Source organism: Stenotrophomonas geniculata, assembly GCF_034508895.1.
Classification (GTDB): domain Bacteria; phylum Pseudomonadota; class Gammaproteobacteria; order Xanthomonadales; family Xanthomonadaceae; genus Stenotrophomonas; species Stenotrophomonas geniculata.
This window is the reverse complement of sequence record NZ_CP140571.1, coordinates 3,166,761-3,185,891: the sequence shown is the minus strand read 5'-3', so window position 1 is coordinate 3,185,891 and position 19,131 is coordinate 3,166,761. Positions and strand designations below refer to the sequence as shown.

Sequence of the window (19,131 nt, the reverse complement as noted above, 5' to 3'; positions counted from 1 at the left end):
GCAGGCATGTTCACGGGCCCACCGCTACCGTGTGCACGCGGCATCACCGCCGCAGGGGATCTGCATGGCTGCGACATCGCAACGCCTGGGCCTGCCCGCGTTGACCGCTCTGGTGGTCGGCTCGATGGTTGGTGCCGGTATCTTTTCTTTGCCACAGAACGTGGCGCGCAGCGCCGGACCGGCCGCGGCGCTGGTCGGCTGGGCGGTCAGTGGCGCCGGCATGCTGATGCTGGCCTTCGTGTTCCAGGCGCTGGCCAACCGCCGGCCGGATCTCGATACCGGCATCTACGCGTATGCGCGCGAGGGCTTCGGCAACTACATCGGTTTCTCCGCGGCATGGGGTTACTGGGTCGCCTCGGTGCTTGGCAACGCCAGCTTCTTCGTGCTGATCTTCAGCGGCCTCGGACATTTCCTGTCGATCTTCGGCGAAGGCAATACCCCGGCCGCGGTGGCCGCGTCGTCACTGCTGCTATGGACCGTGCATCTGCTGGTGCTGCGGGGCCTGCGCACCGCTGCCATCGTCAACGGGCTGGTGACCGTGGCCAAGCTGCTGCCCATCGCGCTGTTCCTGATCCTGGCCGCCGGCGCGTTCCGCATGGACGTGTTCCGCGCCGATTTCTTCGGTACGCCCGCACTGGGTGATCTGGGTCAGCAGCTGCGCGGCATGATGCTGGTGACCGTGTGGGTATTCATCGGCATCGAAGGCGCCAGCATCTACTCGCGGCGCGCGGCCCGCCGTGCCGATGTCGGCCGCGCCACGGTGATCGGTTTCCTCGGCGTCTGGCTGTTGCTGGTGCTGGTCAGCGTGCTGTCGATGGGGGTGCTGTCGCAGGCAGAGCTGGCCGGGTTGCCCAATCCATCCATGGCGTACGTACTGCGTGCGATCGTCGGCGAGTGGGGTGCAACGGTAATCATCGTCGGATCGATCATCTCCGTGCTGGGCGCGCTGCTGGCCTGGGTGCTGCTGTGCGCCGAGGTGCTGTACGCCGCGGCCGGCGACGGCACCATGCCCGCGTTCCTCGGCCGCGAAAACGCGCGCGGCGTGCCAGCCAATGCGCTGTGGTTGAGCAACGGTCTGATCCAGGTGTTCCTGCTGCTGGTGCTGATCAATTCCGGCAGCTATACCGGACTGGTGCTGCTGGCCGCGTCGATGAGCCTGGTGCCCTACTTCCTGTCCACCGCGTTCGGCGTGCAGCTGGCCTGGCGTGGCCAGGCCTATGCGGGTGAACCGGGTGCGCGCTGGCGCGATTTCGTCGTTGCCCTGCTGGCCAGTGCCTATGCATTGTGGCTGGTGTATGCCGGCGGCCTGGACAACCTGCTGCTGTCGGTATTGCTGTACGTGCCCGGTGTGGTGTTGTTCGCACTGACCCGGCGCCAACGCGGCGAGCGGGTATTCACGCGTTGGGAGTGGGTGCTGTTCGGCGCGATCCTGGTCGTGGCGATCACCACGCTAGTGGCGTTCTGGCGAGGAGCGCTGCCACTGTAGAGCCGAGCCCACGCTCGGCTTCGCACAGGCAGCCGAGCACGGCTCGGCTCCACAACAACAGTCGAGCAAGCTCGACTCCACAAAGACGCAAAAAAAAACCTGCATCTCGCGATGCAGGTTTCTCAAAGTGGCGCCCGAAGTTGGACTCGAACCAACGACCCCCTGATTAACAGTCAAGTGCTCTAACCGGCTGAGCTATTCGGGCAGACGACTAGTATAACCACTCTTCACGCGCGATGGTAGGGGTGATTGGCAATCATTGCGGCAGCCCGATACAGCTGCTCGGCCACCACCAGGCGCACCAGCATGTGCGGCAGCGTCAGCGGTCCGATCGACCACTTCTCATCGGCCAGCGCGGAGACTTCCGGCGAGTGCCCTTCCGGGCCACCGATCAGGAACGCCAGGTCCCTGCCCTGCCCGCGCCAATGCTCCAGGCGCTGTGCCAGCTGTTCGGAACTCAGCTGGCGGCCGGGCACATCCAGGGCCACCACATAGGCATTCTTCGGCAGCGCGGCGATGACCCGCTTGCCTTCGTCTTCGGTAGCCCGACGCGGATCCCGCCCCTTGCCACGCAGGCCGGGCTCGATTTCCACCAGCTCGAACGGCAGCCAGTGCGACAGCCGCTTCTGGTACTCGGCGAAGCCCTGCGCGACCCAGCTGGGGGCGCGTTCACCGGTGGCGATCAGGCGGGCTTTCATCAACGGTTCTCCAAAACGTCGACGGCGCCATCGGCGCCGTCGAAGGGATGCATCAACGCGTGGCTCAAGCCACTTCGTCGTCGCTGGACGGCGGCTGGTCGCCGACGGTCCACAGGCGCTCGAGGGCGTAGAACTCACGCACGCGCGGCAGCATCACATGGACGATCACGTCGCCCAGATCGACCAGCACCCACTCGGCTTCACGCTCGCCTTCCACGCCCAGCGGCATCACGTCGATGTTCTTGGCGAAGCGCACCACTTCATCGGCAATCGACTTGACGTGGCGGGTCGAGGTGCCCGAAACGACAATCATGTAGTCGGCAACGCTGGACCGGCCGCGCACGTCGATCTCGACCAGGTCCTTGGCCTTCAGGTCTTCGGTGGCTTGGCGGACGCTGGCCAGCAGTTCCGGCACGGACGGCGGCGGGCTGGGCAGATCGACCTTGATGGTCTGGGGCTGGGTCTGGTTGCTCAAAGTGGATCGACTCGATAAACGTGGGGGCGATTATACGGGGATGGCGCCGCTACGCCATTCACGCTGTGGCCGGGCGGTACAGCCCGTGTGCAGCCACATAGTCCGCCACGCCGGGTGGCAGCAGGGCGCGCCAGGGGCCGCCGCCGGCGATCTGCGAACGCACGGCGCTGGCCGATTCCTCGCGCAGCGGGTGGTGCAGGCGCAGGATGCGCCCGGCCGGGCTGGCGAACAGGGCCTGCTCGGTGTCGGCCCAGCGCCCTTCCAGCGCCCGGCCCAGCTCGCCATCCACCGCAGCCTGCAACGGGCTGCCCGGGCGCTCCGCCACCACGAAATGAGCCAGCCCGAACAGCGCCTCCCACTCGTGCCAGCGGGACAGGCCAAGCAGGCTGTCGGCGCCGACCAGCCAGGCCAGCGGCCGGCTCGGACCCAGCTCGCCACGCAGCTCGCGCAGGGTGTCCACGGTGTAGGACGGCCGACCGGGGAAACGCGCTGCACGGTCCAGCTCGCGACGGTCCAGCAGCAGACCCGGTTCGTCGCCGATGGCCAGCGACAGCATGGTGCAGCGCTGCTCGGCCGTGGCGCCTGGCACGGCCCGGTGCGGCGGATCGGCGGCCGGCAGCATGCGCACGGCAACCTGCAGTTCGTCACGGGCAGCCCGCGCGATCGCCAGGTGCCCGAGGTGCACCGGATCAAAGGTGCCCCCGTAATAGATCCGCAGACTCATTGCTCAGGCCCGCGCCAGCAGGCGCACGGCACGCGGTTCGGCCACGGCCACCAGCAGGCGCTCCAGCGCCAGCCAGGCATCACCGTCGGCGCGCCCCTTGGCGATGCGGTCGACCAGCCCGGCTTCGGCCACGAAGCGCTCCCAGCGCTTGCTTTCCGGATGCCGCTGCAGCGCGCGCTTGTACGGCGCCTGCCGCGATTCCCAGATGCCGCGCGATTTCATTTCGGCGGCCAGGTTGCCGCCACGGGCCTGCACCCGGGCCAGGCCAGCACCGGCCAGCAGTTCGCGGATCACCATCGGCATCAGTGCAGCCACCGCCTCACCCTCGCCGCGCAGGCCGGCCAGCATGCGCAGCACCGCCGGCGGTTGCCCGGAGAACGTCGCCTCCACCAGCCGGAACACGTCATAGCGCGCGGCGTCGGCCACCAGCGATTCCATCCGTTCCACGTCCAGCGGCTGGCCGTCGGCCAACAGCGCCAGCTTGTCGATTTCCTGGGCGGCAGCCAGCAGATTGCCTTCCACCCGCTCGGCCAGGCGCTGCACGGCGGCCGGGTCCGCGCGCAGGCCCTTGCCACGCAGGCGGCGCTCGATCCAGTCCGGCAATTCGTGCGGCTTGATCGCCCAGGCCACCGACAGCACGCCGATGCGGTTGACCGCCTCGGCCCACTTGCCCTGGTGGGCCTTGCTCCATTCGTTGGCGGTAATCATCAGCACCACGTCCGGCGCCGGATTGGCGCAGAACTGGCTGATCACCTCGGCCCCGTCCTTGCCCGGCTTGCCGCTGGGCAGGCGCACCTCGACCAGCCGGCGGGCGCTGAACAGGCTGGGCGCGTTGAAGCTGGCATCGAGCTGGTTCCAGTCGAAATCACGGCCATCGGCATCGAACACTTCCCGCTCGCCGATGCCGGCGGCGCGCGCGCGCGCGCGGATGGCGTCGGCCGCCTCAAGCACGCGCAGGGTTTCCGGGCCGGCAATCAGGTAGACCGGCGCCAGCGCGGTATCAGCGCCCTGGCTGGCCAGCTGCTCCGGACGCAGTTCCATCGTCGCGACTCAGCGCTTGGCTGCGGGAACCGGCTCGGCCGGCTCCACGCCTTCAACCGGCTTGTCCTTCGGCGCCGACAGGCTGCCACCCTTCTCGATCTCGGCACGCACCACGCTGTCGATGCGGCGGATGATCGAGGCGGACATTTCCCGGCGCAGTTCATTGGCCAGGATTTCACGTTCGGTGGTGGTACCGGTGGCGTCGGTCGGCGGTGACACGTAGTCGCGCGACAGCTCGATCACCTGCTGTGGCACCAGCTCGCTGCCGTCTTCGCGACGGAAGATGAAGATCACCGCGTAGCGCAGGCTGTATTCCTGCGCACGGCCCTGCGAGTCGATGGCGATCGGCAGGTCGCCCCAGCGTTCGGACAGCACCTGCAGCTGGGTACTGGGTTCCTTGCTGTCCTCATCGGCCAGCCTGGCGCCAGACGCCAGCAGGCTGCGGTTGAGCAGCTTGACCAGTTCGCTGTACGGCGCAGTGGAAACCACCTTCACCGGTGCCGTGTCGGTCGGCAGCATCAGCTTGTTGCGCAGATGGAAACCGCAGCCGGCAAGGCCGAGGACAAGAACGAGGGCAAGCAGGATTCGGGTCATGGAGACAGTCTGGCGGAGCCGGGCGATCACGGCAACACACAGCGTGCCCGAAGCCGCGTGAATGCAGGGCCATCAAACGCCTGGCCCTGCACCGGAATGGCACCGGCCACCATACGGGTGGCCGGTGCGGGGTACATCAGGCGGCGACGATGTTCACGATCTTGCCGGGCACGATGATGATCTTGCGCACCGTCAGGCCTTCCATGAACTTGGCCGCGTTGGGCTCGGCCAGGGCGAGTGCCTCGACCTGCTCGCGCGCGGCGTCGGCCGCCACGTCGATGGTGCCACGCAGCTTGCCGTTGACCTGCACGGCCAGGGTCAGCGCGTCGCGCACCAGCGCGCCGGCATCGGCCTGCGGGAACGGCTGGTCTTCCAGCAGGGTCTCGCCGTGGCCCAGCACCTGCCACAGGGCATGGCTGGCATGCGGGGTGATCGGGTTGAGCAGCAGCACGACGGCCTGCAGCGCTTCCTGGCGCACCGCACGCCCCTGCGCACTGCCGTCCTCGAACTTGGCCAGCGCGTTCATCAGTTCCATCACCGCGGCAATGGCGGTGTTGAAGCTGTGGCGGCGGCCATAGTCGTCACCGACCTTGCCGATGGTCTCGTGGGTCTTGCGGCGCAGTGCCTTCTGGTTGGCATCCAGTGCTGCAACATCCAGTGCCGGAGCGGCACCGTCGGCAGCATGCTTCTGCACCTGGGCCCACAGGCGGCGCAGGAAGCGGGCCATGCCATCCACGCCGGCTTCGTTCCACTCCAGCGACTGTTCCGGCGGCGCGGCGAACATCGAGAACAGGCGCACGGTGTCGGCGCCGTACTTGTCGACCATCGCCTGCGGGTCCACGCCGTTGTTCTTCGACTTGGACATCTTCTCGGTGCCACCGACCACCACCGGCTGGCCGTCGGCGATCAGGGTGGCGCCGGTGATGCGGCCGCGCTCGTCACGCTGCACTTCCACGTCGGCCGGGTTGATCCAGTCCTTCGAGCCGTCCGGGTTCGGGCGGTAGTAGGTCTCGGCAATCACCATGCCCTGGCACAGCAGGTTGCGCGCCGGTTCGTTGCTGTCCACCATCCGCGCGTCGCGCAGCAGCTTGTGGTAGAAGCGGAAATACATCAGGTGCAGGATCGCGTGCTCGATGCCACCGATGTACTGGTCCACCGGCAGCCAGTAGTTGCCGCGCTTGTCGACGGCGTCACGGGCACCCGGCGAGGTGTAACGGGCGTAGTACCAGCTCGACTCCATGAAGGTGTCGAAGGTATCGGTCTCGCGCTCGGCCGCACCGCCGCAGTCCGGGCAGGTGGTCTTGCGCCAATCCGGATCGGTCTTGATCGGCGAACCGGTACCCGAGAACGCCACGTCCTCCGGCAGCACCACCGGCAGCTGTTCTTCCGGCACCGGCACCGCACCGCACTTGGCGCAGTAGATCACCGGAATCGGGCAGCCCCAGTAGCGCTGGCGACTCACGCCCCAGTCGCGCAGGCGGTAGTTGACGCGGCGCTGGCCCTGGGCCTTGCGCTCGAATCGTTCGGCCAGGGCTTCGAAGGCGCCCTGGAAATCCAGGCCATCGAACTCGGCCGAGTTGACCAGCTCGAAGGCACGGCTCTTGTCGCTGTACCAGTCCTGCCAGCGGCTGCCATCCCAGGTGCGCTCCTCTTCGGTGCGCGCATCCTTCAGCGCGATCACCTGCTTGATCGGCAGGCCATACTTGTTGGCCACTTCGTTGTCGCGCTGGTCATGCCCCGGCACGGCCATCACCGCACCGGTGCCGTAGCCCATCAGCACGAAGTTGGCGACCCACACCGGTACCGGCTCGCCGGTGACCGGATGCAGCGCACGCAGGCCGGTGTCCATGCCGCGCTTTTCCTGGGTTTCCAGCTCGGCCTCGGACACACCGCCCTGCTTCAGGTCGGCCAGCATCGCGGCCAGTTCCGGGTTGTTCTTCGCCGCATGCAGGGCCAGCGGATGTTCGGCGGCGATCGACACGAAGGTCACGCCCATCACGGTATCCGGACGGGTGGTGAACACGCGCAGCGGATCCAGCACGCCGCCGTCCACGTCACGTACGTCGAACTGGATTTCCAGGCCCTCGGAACGGCCGATCCAGTTGCGCTGCATGGTCTTGACCGATTCCGGCCAGCCGTCCAGCTCGTCCAGGCCGTCCAGCAGTTCCTGGGCGTAATCGGTGATGCGCAGGAACCACTGCGGGATCTCGCGCTTCTCGACCAGGGCGCCGGAGCGCCAGCCGCGGCCATCGATGACCTGCTCGTTGGCCAGCACGGTCTGGTCGACCGGGTCCCAGTTCACCACCGCGTTGCGGCGGTAGGCCAGGCCCTTGCGCATCAGGCGGGTGAACATGCGCTGCTCGTGGACGTAATAGTCCGGGCGGCAGGTGGCGAACTCGCGCGACCAGTCGATGGCATAGCCCAGCGACTTCAGCTGGCTGCGCATGTGGTCGATGTTCTTGTAGGTCCACGCCGCCGGCGCGGTCTTGTTCTTGATCGCGGCGTTTTCCGCCGGCAAGCCGAACGCGTCCCAGCCCATCGGCTGCAGCACGTTATGACCCGTCATGCGCTTGTAGCGGCTGATCACGTCGCCAATCGTGTAATTGCGCACGTGGCCCATGTGCAGCGCACCGGACGGGTACGGAAGCATCGACAGGCAGTAGTACTTCGGCTTGTCCGAAGTCTCGTCGACCTCGAAGGCACGGGTGGCGTCCCAGTACTGCTGGGCGTCGGATTCAACCTGCTGCGGGTCGTAGGCGTTGGTTTCAGCGCTGGTCATGGAACACGCGGTTGCGGCGGCAAAGCGGTACAGCGTACCGCAGTGCGGCAAACGTCTCCAATCCTGCCTGCCGGATGCCGGCGCCGCGGGCGTCCGGCGCCGGTCTCAGCGCGGTCGCGACAGTGGCAGCACCAAGGCCAGCCAGACCGCCCAGCAGGCGAACGCAAGCCGTTGTGCCAGCGGCGCCGGCAGCACGCCCTGCAGGGCAAACGCCGCCAGCGCGGCCAGCACACCACAGGCGAGCGCCGCGGCGCCCAGCGCGCGCCCATGCGCCTGGCGCACCTGCGACGTGCCCAGCAACAAGGTCCCGGCGACAAAACCCAGCACCCAGATCATCCAGGCGCTGGCATGCAGCTGGCTGGCCGGCCCGTGCAGGTCGTCCACATCCAGCGGCAGCAACCCCATCGCGGCGAACGCCAACCCGGCCAGCAGCAGCATCTGGCTGCCCACCCGCGGCGCCCAGCCGGCGGTTGCCGGCAGCCTGCGGCGCAGGCACTCGGCCACAACCACCGCAAGCAGCCCCGGCAGCACGAAGCCCAGCAGATTGAAGGCCAGCGCATGCGGCACCCCCTGTGCCCCCAGCAGCGCTACCGGGTGGCGGGCCTGCGCGTAGCCGTCCAGGCCGGCACCGAAACCGAGCACCGCCAGCACGAACAGCAGCGCGGCGACCAGGCCGGACAGGCCGGACAGGCGCAGCAACGGGGACAGGGACGACATGCAGGCTCCGGAAAGAACGGCGACAGGAAGCCTGCATTGTCAGGCATTTACTACAACCCGGGTTGAGACCGGCATCGATCGTCACCATAGAATCGGTCTCCAGACGCCAAACGATGCTTCCCCCCATGACCGAGACGACCTACGTATTCGACGCCACCACTGCGACCTTCGAGGCCGAAGTCCTGCAGAAGTCGCTGCAGACGCCGGTGCTGGTCGACTTCTGGGCCACCTGGTGCGGGCCGTGCAAGACCCTGGGGCCGATGCTGGAAAAGCTGGCTGCCGAGTACAACGGCGCCTTCGAACTGGCCAAGGTCGACGTCGACAAGGAACAGCAGATCGCCGCCGCCTTCCAGATCCGCTCGGTGCCGACCGTGTTCCTGGTCAAGGGCGGCCAGCTGGTGGACGGCTTCCCAGGGGCCATCCCGGAAGGCCAACTGCGTGAGTTCCTGGCCCAGCACGGCATCGTGCCGGCCGACATCGGCGACGCCGTCGCCGAAGATGAAGCCCCGCTGGACCCGCAGGCGCAGGTAGACGTACTGCGCGCGCAGATCGCCGCCGAGCCGGACAAGGACGAGCTGAAACTCGACCTGGCGCTGGCCCTGCTGCAGATCGGTGGCGTCGATGAAGCCAGCCTGCTGATTGACGGCCTGCCCGCCAACCTGTCCACCGACGACCGGGCTGTGCGTGCACGCGCCCGGCTGGCCTTCGCCTCAGCCCTGAAGGACGCCCCGGCCGCTGAAGTGCTGGACGCCCGCATCGCCACCGATGGCAAGGACCTCAAGGCACGCCACCTGCGCGGCGTACAGCTGCTGCTCGGTGGCCACGACGAAGCCGCACTGGCCCAGTTCCTGGAAATGCTGCGGATCGACCGCACGTTCGAGGACGGACTGCCGCGCAAGGCCCTGATCGACGCCTTCAATGTGATCTCCGACGAGGACCTGGTCGGCCAGTACCGCCGCCGGATGGCCTCCCTGCTGTTCTGAACGGAAACCCACTTCGTTCAGAATCCCTGCACTGAACGCGGGCAATAATGCGCGGGATGGCGGCCGTACGGCCGCCACGATCCGTTCGGGGGGATGAGGTCGGGGCCATGGGGTCTTGCAGCTGCGCCCCCGCATTGCCGGGATTGCAAACTGTGACCTTCGTCCGCTCGCTGTCGTTCGCCATGCGCTTCCAGGGCGCGCTGCTTTGCGCTCTTCTCTTCCTGCCGGCCATCGCCGCCGCCCAGGACTGGAACTACCGGGTCCGTCCCGGCGATACCCTGTGGGATCTGGGAGGCCTGTACCTCAAGCCCTCGGTGCGCTGGCAGCAGCTGCAACAGCACAACCGCATCGACAACCCCTACCAGCTGCCGCCGGGCCAGCTGCTGCGCTTCCCGATCAGCTGGCTGCGCATCGAACCGGCACCTGCCCGCGTGCTGTCGGTGCGCGGCAAGGTCGAATTGTCCGGCGCCGATGGCAGCGCCACGCGCGCGATACTCGCCGGGGAACAACTTCGCATTGGTGACACCGTGCAGACCGAAGGCGACTCCAGCGTCACGCTTGAATTCGCCGACGCCTCGCGCCTGCAGCTGCGCGAGTATTCCCGGCTGCGCCTGGACCAGCTCAGCCGCTACGGCCACACCGGCATGGTCGATACCCGCCTGCGCCTGCAGCAGGGCCGCGCGAGCAACCGGGTGACACCTGCCCGTGGCCCGGCCTCGCGCTACATCATCGATGCACCTACGGCGACCAGCAGCGTGCGCGGTACCGTATTCCGGGTCAGCGCCGGTGACACCGGCCACGTCGCTGCCACCGAGGTACTGCAGGGCAAGGTGCAGGTCGGCAACACCCACGGCAAACGCCTGGTCCAGCCTGGACAGGCCAGCCGCAGCATCAGCGCCGATGCCGCACCGGACGCTGTCTCCGCCCTTCTTCCCGCGCCGCAGCTGCGCAGCGACGATGTGCGCCTGGCGCCCCTGCCGACCCTGCTCGCCTGGGACCCCGTCGACGGCGCCGCGCGCTACCGTGTGGAAGTGGTGCAGGCAGCGACGCCGGAAATCCTGCTGTTTGCCGCCACCACTGCCGACACCCGGCTGGCGATCGGTGACCTGCCCCCCGGCCAGTTGCGCATCCTGTTGCGCGCCGTGGATGCGCAGGGCGTGGAAGGCCTCGACGCCAGCGCCGATTTCGAACTCAGCGACCAGCCCCCGCCGCCGCTCACCGTGACCCCCCTGCATGGGCAGACCGTCAACAGCGACCGCCCGCGCTTCCGTTGGAGCCAGGCGCCGGGCGCGCGCAGCAGCGTGCTGCAGATCGCCGCCGAGCCGAGCTTCGTGCAGCCGCTGCAGGAACAGAGCACCCAAGGCACCGACCTGCGCCTGGCGCAGCCGCTGCCGCCCGGCGAGTACTTCTGGCGGGTGGCGTCGCGCGATGGCAACGGCCACCAGGGCCGTTACGGCCAGGCCCTGCCCCTGCAACTGAGCAATGAACCGGTCGACCCTGCCCTGCAGCCGCCTGAAGCCGCGCATGGCGAGCTGACCCTGCGATGGCAGGCCGGCAGCGAAGGCCAGCAGTACCGGGTGCAGGTGGACCGTCGTGGCGACTTCAGGACGCCCCTGGTCGACCAGACCGTGAGCGAGCCGCAGGTCAGCTTCAAGCGGCCGTGGAGCGGCACCCTGCATGTGCGTGTGCAGTACATCGACGACGACGGTCATGCGGGCGAGTACTCACCGGCCCAGCAGATCAAGCTGCCCTGCCGCCTGTGCTACGGCGCCGGTGGTGGCGCCCTGCTGCTGTTGCTGTTGTTATGAGGCGCTCGCCGCTGCCGTGGTCGAAGCGGATCCTGCTGGCACTGCTGGCCGGCGTACTGACGGTGATCGCCAGCCAGGGCCAGTGGCTGTGGCGGCAGGACGAAGCCGCCTATGACGCCATGGTCGGCAACTGGGACTACCGCCCCGACCCCAGCGTGCTGATCGTGGCCATCGACGAGGGCAGCCTGCAGCGCATCGGCCAATGGCCCTGGCCCCGCTCGATCCATGCCCGCCTGCTGGACCGGCTGACCGACGCCGGTGCCGAGCGCGTCGCACTGGACCTGATGCTGTCCGAACCTGATCGACGCGACAGCCGCCAGGACGATGAACTGGCCGCAGCGATCCGCCGCAATGGCCGGGTGGTGCTGCCGGTACTCGCGGCGCCGGCCGCCGGCGACCGCATGGCCGAGGAAATGCTGCCGATTCCGCAGATCGCGGCCAGTGCCGCGGCGATCGGCCATACCGACGTGGAAGTGGATGGCGATGGCGTCGCGCGCGGTGTGTATCTGCATGCGGGCATCGGCCAGGCTCACTGGCCGGCACTGGGCCTGGCGCTGGCCGCCCTGCCGCCGGGCGCGGTGCACGGCCTGCCCGACCCTGATCCGCAGATCGGTTCGCCCTACCAATGGCGGCGCAACGACTACGTGCGCGTGCGCTATGCCGGGCCGCCCGAGCGCCTGCCACAGGTGTCCTATGCCGACGTGCTGGATGGTCACGTGGACATGGCGATGCTGCATGGTCGCCGCATCGTGGTAGGCATGACCGCCAGCGGCATCGCACCGCGGCTGCTGACCCCGACCACCCGCGAGTTCTGGATGAGCGGCAGTGAGTACCAGGCCAACATCGCGTCGATGCTGCTGCAGCACAAGCAGATCGATCTGCTGCCCCGCCTCTGGCAGCACGCCATCAGCGGCGTGCTGGTGGCGCTGTGCGTGATCCTGCTCGGCCTGCGCCTGCCATGGCTTGCTGCGCTGTGCTCGCTGCCGCTTCCACCGCTGCTGAGCTGGTTGCTGTTGCGCGCCGGTGACCTGTGGTGGGCACCGGCCAGCGCAATGCTGGGCATCCTGCTGGTGCTGCTGGCCTGGGCGATCTGGCGAGTCTCGGCCTGGCACCGCCTGGCCAATCGCGATGCGCTGACCGGTCTCGGCAATCGCCTGCGTTTCGAGCAGTCGCTGCAACAGGAATGCGATGCCGCGCGACGCAGTGGCAAATCCCTGAGCCTCGCGCTGATCGACGTTGACCATTTCAAGCGCCACAACGACCGCCACGGGCATCAGGTCGGTGACCGCGTGCTGCGCGATGTCGCGCGCCTGATCGGTGCACATGCGCGACGTCCACGCGACATGGCCGCGCGCTACGGTGGCGATGAGTTCGCACTGGTGCTGCCGGATACCCCGGCCGAAGGCGCACGCCAGGTCATCGAGGACCTGATCGCCTGCGTGCGTGCACTGCCGGCGCCCGGTGACGGCGGCGAAGCAGGCGTCACCCTCACCATCGGCGTGTTCACCCGCGTACCCGACGGCACGCTGCAACCGCACCATTTCGTCGAAGGCGCCGACACCGCGTTGTACCAGGCCAAGGCCAACGGCCGCGACGGGTATGTGATCGACGGCGAGGCATGACCCTCGCCGCCCGAGGTGCAACATACGCATGCGAATGGTTAGACTGGGCGCCTCGCCCTGCGCTCCCGGATCCGCATGAACGCCCGCCTGTTCCGCTTCGGTATCAATCTCTGGCCGCCGTTCCTGTTCACCGGCATCCACGTCACCCGCATCACGCCGGACTACCGGCAGATCGATGTCGAACTGCGCCTGCGACCATGGAACCGCAACTACGTCGGTACCCACTTCGGTGGCAGCCTGTTCGCGATGACCGATCCGTTCTGGATGCTCGGCCTGCTGCACATCCTCGGCCGCGACTACTACGTGTGGGACCGCGCCGGCGCCATCGACTTCCTCAAGCCGGGCCGTGGCATTGTGCGGACGTCGTTCCGCATCGACGACGCGCTGCTGGACGAACTGCGCGCCGAAGCGGCCAGTGGCGAGAAGGTGCTGCGCTGGTTCAGCAACGACGTGATCGATGAGAGTGGCGAGGTGGTCGCCCAGGTGCGCAAGCAGGTCTACCTGCGGTTGAAGCCACACGCACGCTGATCATCGCTGGGGCACTATCCTCTGGCCTCTGCCATGGAGGCCCGGATGCGCCCGTACACCCTTGCTGCACTGCTGAGCACCCTGCCGTGCGCGGCCCATGCGCTGGACCTGCCGCCGGTGCAGTACCCGACGCTGCCGGCACAGGCTGCCACTGCCGCCGGCTTCGTGCCCAACGGCTGGACGCTTGAATCCAGCATCGAAGGCGATCTCGACCAGGATGGCCGCGCTGATCTGGTCCTGGTACTGCGCCAGCAGGACCCGCGCAACGTCATCGAACACGACGGCTTCGGCCCGTCCCCGCATGACAGCAACCCGCGCATTCTCGCCGTGGCGTGGTCACGGCCAACCGGCTATGTGCTGGCGGTGCAGGACCATCAGCTGATTCCGCGCCCGGAGAACCCGGTGATGAGCGATCCGCTTGAAGAAGGGGGTGTCAGCATCCAGCGTGGCACGTTGAAGGTCGCGCTGTTTTCATTCGCCAGCGCCGGAAGCTGGTCGATGGGTACCACCGCCTTCACTTTCCGCTGGCAGGACGGCGCGTTCGCGCTGATCGGCTACGACCAGGATTCGGTGATGCGCAATTCCGGAAAGACCGAATCGCTGAGCGTGAACTTCTCCACGCGCAAGGTAAGGCGCGTCGAAGGCAGCATCGAGAACGACAAGGACAGCGTGCGCTGGCACCCACTGCGCGGCACCCGTCGCTGGACGCTGCAGACGGTCGGCGATGGCTGGGCATTCGATCCGCAGGCCGGCACCGACTGAGCCACGGCTCAGTCGCGGGCCGCGGCGGTTGCGCCGGCGCCGGCCACCAACGGTACGGACAACCACGGGCTCTCAGCGTTGCCACGCGGCGGCGAACGACGCGGCACCTGCAGATGGTGGCCATCGGCGGACAGCTGCGGCGACCGCACCGGCGAGCGGAACTGCGCCGGCAGCCGCTGCAGGGCGTGCACCGGATCATCCGTCTGCTGCCGCAGCCAACGCTGCGCCCCCAGCAGCCGCACCATCGCCGCAGCATCCTGTGGCCGTGACGAATAGGCAGGATAGATCGGCGCGGCGATATCGGTCAGCACGCAGCCCATGACGTTCGACAGGCAACCGAAGTCATGCTGCGGTGGCGCCGGCACTGGCAACGGGCGATCCACTTCCAGTGCCGCTGTGGCTGCCGCGCCACAGGCCCAGCCGAGATTGCCGGCCGCGCGGGCCAGGGTGCTGCTGCGATCCAGCACCAGCACGCCGCCGAACTCCCGCGCCGATGTCTCGATCGCCGCCCGGCTCATCGCGTACTCGCCCTGCATTGCCCGGCACAGGCTTTGCTCTTCGGCCCGCAGCGGCTGCAGCGCCTGTTCGCATTCCCTTGGCAACGGATGGTCGGCAGGCAGTTCAACCAGCATGTCGGCCAGCAGCTGGGCATTGGCCTGCACCAGGCTGGCACCGATGATGCTCTCGACCAGATAACTGCTGCCGGGCACCAGCCGCCGGCCCAGCTGCAGGCCACGGCAAGCACCTCGCAGAGCACCGTCGATATCGCCCTGCACGTACGCCAGCGCGCGTGCGCTGGTGGCGTCCATCACCACGCCATAGGCCGGCAACGGGACCAGAATGCCCTCGCCCTTCGGCGGGAACGGCGACATGAAGTAGTCCGCTTCGGCCAGCTGATCCAGCCGCGCATGCAACTGCTGGTGGCCGGCGTGGGCCTCCACGAAGCGTTGCGGGTCCGCGCGGACCTGGACGAGACAGCCGCTGGCGGCCGGCCCGCAACTGGCACCAGGCCGCGAGTGCAGCTCGGCATGGTTGGCCACCAGGTGTGTCCGGCCGCCGCCTCCACCGTGTGGGTCGGCCTCCCAGCGCCGTACATCCTCGGCCAGCGCCTGCTCGCGCTGCTGGGCATCCAGGTCGTCGAATGGCAGCGTCCACAACAAGGCATAACCGTTGTGCCCGGTCGCCGGCAGGCGTGCTTCCAGTCGCTGCTGCGCCTGCAGCCGCGATTCGGGTACCGGCCACATGCGCGAGGCGCACCACACCACGATGGCCAGCACCAGCAGGCCTGCCAGGGTCCAGCCCAGTCCGCGCAGAATCTTCAACACAGCTTCCCTTCCATGTGCCGTTGCCGCAGTCGATTTCCCAGCGTAATCGACCTGCAGTGACCGCTACAATGCGCGCATGTCGCTCGAAGCCCCCGCCCTGGTCCCCCGCCCCTCCCTGCAGCGCCTGTTCCTGACCGGCCTGCTCACCCTGCTGCCGATCTGGCTGACCTGGGTCGTGGTCAAGTTCGTGTTCGTGCTGCTGTCGGGTATTTCCAGCCCGCTGGTGGTGCCGCTGTCCGAACAGATCGCAACCAGCTTCCCGCACTATCTGGGCTGGGTCCGCGCCGAGTGGATCCAGGACACCATCGCCCTGCTGGCCACCCTGCTGGTGATCCTGGCGGTGGGCGTGGCCAGTCGCCGCGTGCTTGGCCAGCGCCTGCTGCGCTGGGTCGGCGCGGTCATCAAGCGCATCCCCCTGGCCAGCATCATCTACGACAGTGCCAAGAAGCTGCTGGACATGCTGCAGACCGAGCCGGGCAGCACCCAGCGCGTGGTGCTGATCGACTTCCCGCACCGCGACATGAAATCGGTCGGCCTGGTCACCCGCGTGATCAAGGAACACGGCACCGACCGTGAGCTGGCTGCGGTGTACGTGCCCACCACGCCGAACCCAACCTCGGGCTACCTGGAAATCGTGCCGGTGGAACTGCTGACCCCGACCGACTGGACCGTCGACCAGGCCATGAGCTTCATCATTTCCGGCGGTGCCGTGGCGCCGTCCAGCGTGCCGTTCACCCGCGCCGGTGAACGCACCGGCGAACGCACCGAATGACCCCGGCGCCGATCGAGCGCCCGCTGCAGGACCGCGCGGTCCTGTTGTTCATCGTGCTGGCCGCGTTCTTCTGCGGCAATGCGGTGCTGGCCGAGCTGATCGGGGTGAAGATCTTCGCGCTGGAAGACACCCTCGGCATCGCTCCGCTGAACTGGAACCTGTTCGGCCAGACCGGCTCGCTCAGCTTCACCGCCGGCACCCTGCTGTGGCCGGTGGTGTTCATCATGACCGACACCATCAACGAGTTCTTCGGCAAGCGCGGCGTGCGCTTCATCTCGTGGCTGGCGGTGGTGCTGATCGGCTACGGCTTCCTGTTCGCCTTCGCCGCCATTTCACTGGCGCCGGCCAGCTGGTGGGTCACGTCGATGGATGGCCACGGCGTGCCCGATTACCAGGCCGCGTTCGCAGCCGTGTTCGGCCAGGGCATGTGGACCATCGCCGGTTCGCTGGTGGCCTTCCTGCTCGGCCAGCTGATCGACGTGGCCGTGTTCCATCGCATCCGCCAGGCGACCGGTGAGCGCCACGTGTGGCTGCGTGCGACCGGATCGACCGCGATCTCGCAGGTGGTGGACAGCTTCGTGGTGATCTGGATCGCCTTCGTGCTGGGCCCGCAACACTGGCCGACCTCGCTGTTCCTGGCGGTCAGCAGCGTCAACTACATCTACAAGATGGGCTTTGCGATCGCACTGATTCCGTTGCTGTACCTGATGCGGCGTGCCATCACCCGCTATCTGGGTGCCGAGCGGGCCGCATCGTTGCGGGCTGCCGCTGCGGCTGACTGAAGCCCCAGCAGCGGAAAGCTGACTGCGCCTTCACGCTGGCCGTACGCGGCCGGATCGTGCAAGCTCCACGGTCTGTGTTCCACGGAAGCTCCTGATGCCGCATCCCACCCGCGCCCTGGCCGTCGCCATCGCCGCGTTGTTCCTGTTCAGCGCCGTGCCGTCGGCCGAAGCAGCGAAGAAGAAGGCCAGCCGCCCTGCCGCCGCGCAGACCCGCCAAGCCGCCAAGCCCAAGGCCCGGCCCGCCCGCGCCACCGCGCCGGCCCGTGGCAGTTCGGCGCGCCGCGCCGCGCCGCGTCCGGTCGCAGCGGCCCGGGCCGTGCCCAAGCAGGTGCAGCTGGAGCGCCTGTACGACGAATACTGGGATGCCTCGATGCGGTTGAATCCGCTGCAGGCAACCTTCCAGGGCGAGGCCCGCTACAACGACCAGCTGCCCAACATCCTGTCCGCCGCATGGCGCCAGCAATCGCACGACTTCACCACCGAGTGGCTGGGCAAGGTCGAGAAACTCGGCAGCGACGGCCTGCAGGGCCAGGACCTGCTCAGCTACGAGATCTTCGTGCGCGACGCGCGCGCATCGCTGGCCGCCGAGCGCTATCCAAGCTGGATGATGCCGATCAGCCAGTACTACAACGTCGGCAGCATCATGGCGATCCTCGGCGCGGGAGCCGGCGCACAGCCGTTCAACACCGTGCAGGACTACGACACCTGGTCGCGCCGCTCGCTGGGCATTCCCGAGCTGTTCGACCAGGCCATCGACAACATGCGCCAGGGCATGAAGGCCGGCGTGGTGCAGCCGCGCGACCTGATGGAGAAGGTGCTGCCGCAGCTGGATGCGGTGATCAAGCCAACCGCTGAAGAGAGCATCTTCTGGTCGCCGATCCGCACCATGCCCAACACCATCGCGGCCGAGGACAAGGCGCGCATCAGCGCCGAATACAAGCGCATGATCGAGCTGCGCATCATGCCGGCCTACCGTGCTTTGCGCGGATTCATCGCCACCGAATACCTGCCGGCCACGCGCGCCAGCAGCGGCCTGGGCGCACTGCCCGATGGCCAGGCCTGGTACGCCAACCTGATCGTGCAGACCACTGCCAGCGACCAGACCGCGGCGCAGCTGCACGCACTGGGCGAACAGCGCGTGCAGGAGCTGCAGGCGCAGATCGCCACCGTGATGAAGGATGCCAGGCTGCGTGGCACGCCGTCCAAGCTGTTGCGCAGCATGCGCAACGATCGCCAGTTCCAGTACGGTGACGCCAACGCATTGATCAACCGCTACCGCCAGGTGCAGCAGCAGGTCAACGCACGCCTGCCGCAGGTGCTCGATACCCTGCCCAAGTCCACGCTGGACGTGCGCGCAGTGGAACCGGAGCGTGCGCTGACGGCTGCAGCAGCGGCCTACCAGCCGTCTGCGGCCGGGCAACCGGGCGTGCTGTACGTGAACACCCGCGACCTGCCCAGCCGCAAGCGCTGGAACGTGCCGGTGCAGTACCTGCATGAAGCAATCCCCGGCCACCATGTGCAGCTGGGACTGCAGCAGGAGCTGGCCAAGCTGCCGCGTTTCCGCCGCCTCGGTGGCGACCTCGCCTTCGTCGAAGGTTGGGGCCTGTATGCCGAAACGCTGGGTGAGAACCTCGGCATCTACACCGATCCCTACGACCGCATCGGCTACCTGTATTCGCGCCTGCTGCGTGCTGCCCGCGTGGTGGCCGACACCGGCGTGAACGCTCAGGGCTGGAGCAAGCAGCAGGCCGTGGCCTACCTGCAGAAGACCGTGGACATGAGCAGTGACGACGCCAACGCCGAAGTCGAGCGGATCATGGCCCAGCCCGGCCAGGCGCTGTCCAACGTGGCCGGCCTGACCACCATCGTCGCCCTGCGCGACAAGGCCAAGAGCCGTCTGGGCGCCGCCTTCGACCTGCGCCGCTTCCACGCCGAACTGCTGAAGGACGGATCGATGCCGCTGGACGTGCTGGACCGCAAGATGGAACGCTGGATGGCGCAGCCCGCCAGCGCCACACCTGCCCCTTCACCCTGA

General features: G+C 67.9%; 17 protein-coding genes and 1 tRNA gene. 9 read left to right on the top strand and 9 right to left on the bottom strand.

Annotated elements, in window-relative coordinates; genetic code table 11:
* Window positions 1–64: 64 nt before the first annotated feature.
* On the top strand, window positions 65–1,486 hold the full coding sequence (locus tag RI032_RS14565; RefSeq protein ID WP_322547192.1) for a basic amino acid/polyamine antiporter: 1,422 nt from the start codon (window positions 65–67) through the stop codon (window positions 1,484–1,486).
* Between the two features lie 128 nt (window positions 1,487–1,614).
* Here the strand turns inward: RI032_RS14565 and RI032_RS14560 are convergent.
* From RI032_RS14560 to RI032_RS14525, 8 genes are all read right to left on the bottom strand, one after another.
* Window positions 1,615–1,691, bottom strand: a tRNA-Asn gene (locus tag RI032_RS14560).
* Window positions 1,692–1,713: 22 nt separating this feature from the next.
* The gene (rlmH, locus tag RI032_RS14555) at window positions 1,714–2,184 is read right to left on the bottom strand and encodes a 23S rRNA (pseudouridine(1915)-N(3))-methyltransferase RlmH (RefSeq protein WP_005418108.1); all 471 of its coding nucleotides are present in this window, start codon (window positions 2,182–2,184) and stop codon (window positions 1,714–1,716) included.
* A 64-nt stretch (window positions 2,185–2,248) separates the two neighbouring features.
* Window positions 2,249–2,659 carry a ribosome silencing factor gene (gene rsfS, locus RI032_RS14550; protein WP_005418109.1) on the bottom strand — a complete coding sequence of 137 codons (411 nt, stop codon included), beginning with the start codon at window positions 2,657–2,659 and terminating at the stop codon, window positions 2,249–2,251.
* A gap of 58 nt (window positions 2,660–2,717) precedes the next feature.
* Window positions 2,718–3,383, bottom strand: a complete 666-nt coding sequence (gene nadD / locus RI032_RS14545; RefSeq protein WP_010482945.1) for a nicotinate-nucleotide adenylyltransferase — start codon at window positions 3,381–3,383, stop codon at window positions 2,718–2,720.
* Between the two features lie 3 nt (window positions 3,384–3,386).
* A complete protein-coding gene (gene holA, locus RI032_RS14540; protein WP_043402706.1) occupies window positions 3,387–4,424 on the bottom strand; it encodes a DNA polymerase III subunit delta in 1,038 nt (345 codons plus the stop codon).
* A 9-nt stretch (window positions 4,425–4,433) separates the two neighbouring features.
* Window positions 4,434–5,018, bottom strand: a complete 585-nt coding sequence (locus tag RI032_RS14535) for an LPS-assembly lipoprotein LptE (RefSeq protein WP_043402708.1) — start codon at window positions 5,016–5,018, stop codon at window positions 4,434–4,436.
* A 136-nt stretch (window positions 5,019–5,154) separates the two neighbouring features.
* The gene (gene leuS, locus RI032_RS14530; protein WP_322547191.1) at window positions 5,155–7,797 is read right to left on the bottom strand and encodes a leucine--tRNA ligase; all 2,643 of its coding nucleotides are present in this window, start codon (window positions 7,795–7,797) and stop codon (window positions 5,155–5,157) included.
* A gap of 105 nt (window positions 7,798–7,902) precedes the next feature.
* The gene (locus tag RI032_RS14525) at window positions 7,903–8,514 is read right to left on the bottom strand and encodes a DUF998 domain-containing protein (protein WP_322547190.1); all 612 of its coding nucleotides are present in this window, start codon (window positions 8,512–8,514) and stop codon (window positions 7,903–7,905) included.
* A gap of 125 nt (window positions 8,515–8,639) precedes the next feature.
* Between RI032_RS14525 and trxA the strand changes: the two genes are divergently transcribed.
* The 5 genes from trxA (at window position 8,640) to RI032_RS14500 (ending at window position 14,217) form a co-directional block, all read left to right on the top strand.
* Window positions 8,640–9,497, top strand: coding sequence for a thioredoxin (gene trxA, locus RI032_RS14520; RefSeq protein ID WP_019336992.1), 858 nt, complete (start codon window positions 8,640–8,642; stop codon window positions 9,495–9,497).
* Window positions 9,498–9,604: 107 nt separating this feature from the next.
* Window positions 9,605–11,305, top strand: coding sequence for a FecR family protein (locus tag RI032_RS14515; protein WP_043402713.1), 1,701 nt, complete (start codon window positions 9,605–9,607; stop codon window positions 11,303–11,305).
* Window positions 11,302–12,927 carry a CHASE2 domain-containing protein gene (locus RI032_RS14510; protein ID WP_010482931.1) on the top strand — a complete coding sequence of 542 codons (1,626 nt, stop codon included), beginning with the start codon at window positions 11,302–11,304 and terminating at the stop codon, window positions 12,925–12,927. Before RI032_RS14515 ends, RI032_RS14510 begins: the two co-directional genes overlap by 4 nt.
* A 75-nt stretch (window positions 12,928–13,002) precedes the next feature.
* Window positions 13,003–13,455 (top strand): DUF4442 domain-containing protein, encoded by a 453-nt coding sequence (locus RI032_RS14505; protein WP_010482929.1) that lies wholly within the window; start codon window positions 13,003–13,005, stop codon window positions 13,453–13,455.
* Between the two features lie 45 nt (window positions 13,456–13,500).
* The gene (locus tag RI032_RS14500) at window positions 13,501–14,217 is read left to right on the top strand and encodes a hypothetical protein (protein WP_125437975.1); all 717 of its coding nucleotides are present in this window, start codon (window positions 13,501–13,503) and stop codon (window positions 14,215–14,217) included.
* 8 nt (window positions 14,218–14,225) lie between these two features.
* Here RI032_RS14500 and RI032_RS14495 read toward each other — a convergent pair whose 3' ends face one another.
* Complete coding sequence (locus RI032_RS14495) at window positions 14,226–15,542, bottom strand: hypothetical protein (RefSeq protein ID WP_126559420.1); 1,317 nt, start codon at window positions 15,540–15,542, stop codon at window positions 14,226–14,228.
* Between the two features lie 76 nt (window positions 15,543–15,618).
* Between RI032_RS14495 and RI032_RS14490 the strand changes: the two genes are divergently transcribed.
* From RI032_RS14490 to RI032_RS14480, 3 genes are all read left to right on the top strand, one after another.
* A complete protein-coding gene (locus RI032_RS14490) occupies window positions 15,619–16,314 on the top strand; it encodes a DUF502 domain-containing protein (protein ID WP_005414135.1) in 696 nt (231 codons plus the stop codon).
* Window positions 16,311–17,096, top strand: coding sequence for a queuosine precursor transporter (locus tag RI032_RS14485; RefSeq protein WP_049437362.1), 786 nt, complete (start codon window positions 16,311–16,313; stop codon window positions 17,094–17,096). Before RI032_RS14490 ends, RI032_RS14485 begins: the two co-directional genes overlap by 4 nt.
* A gap of 94 nt (window positions 17,097–17,190) precedes the next feature.
* Entirely contained in the window at window positions 17,191–19,131 is a 1,941-nt protein-coding gene (locus RI032_RS14480) for a DUF885 domain-containing protein (protein WP_322547189.1), read from the top strand.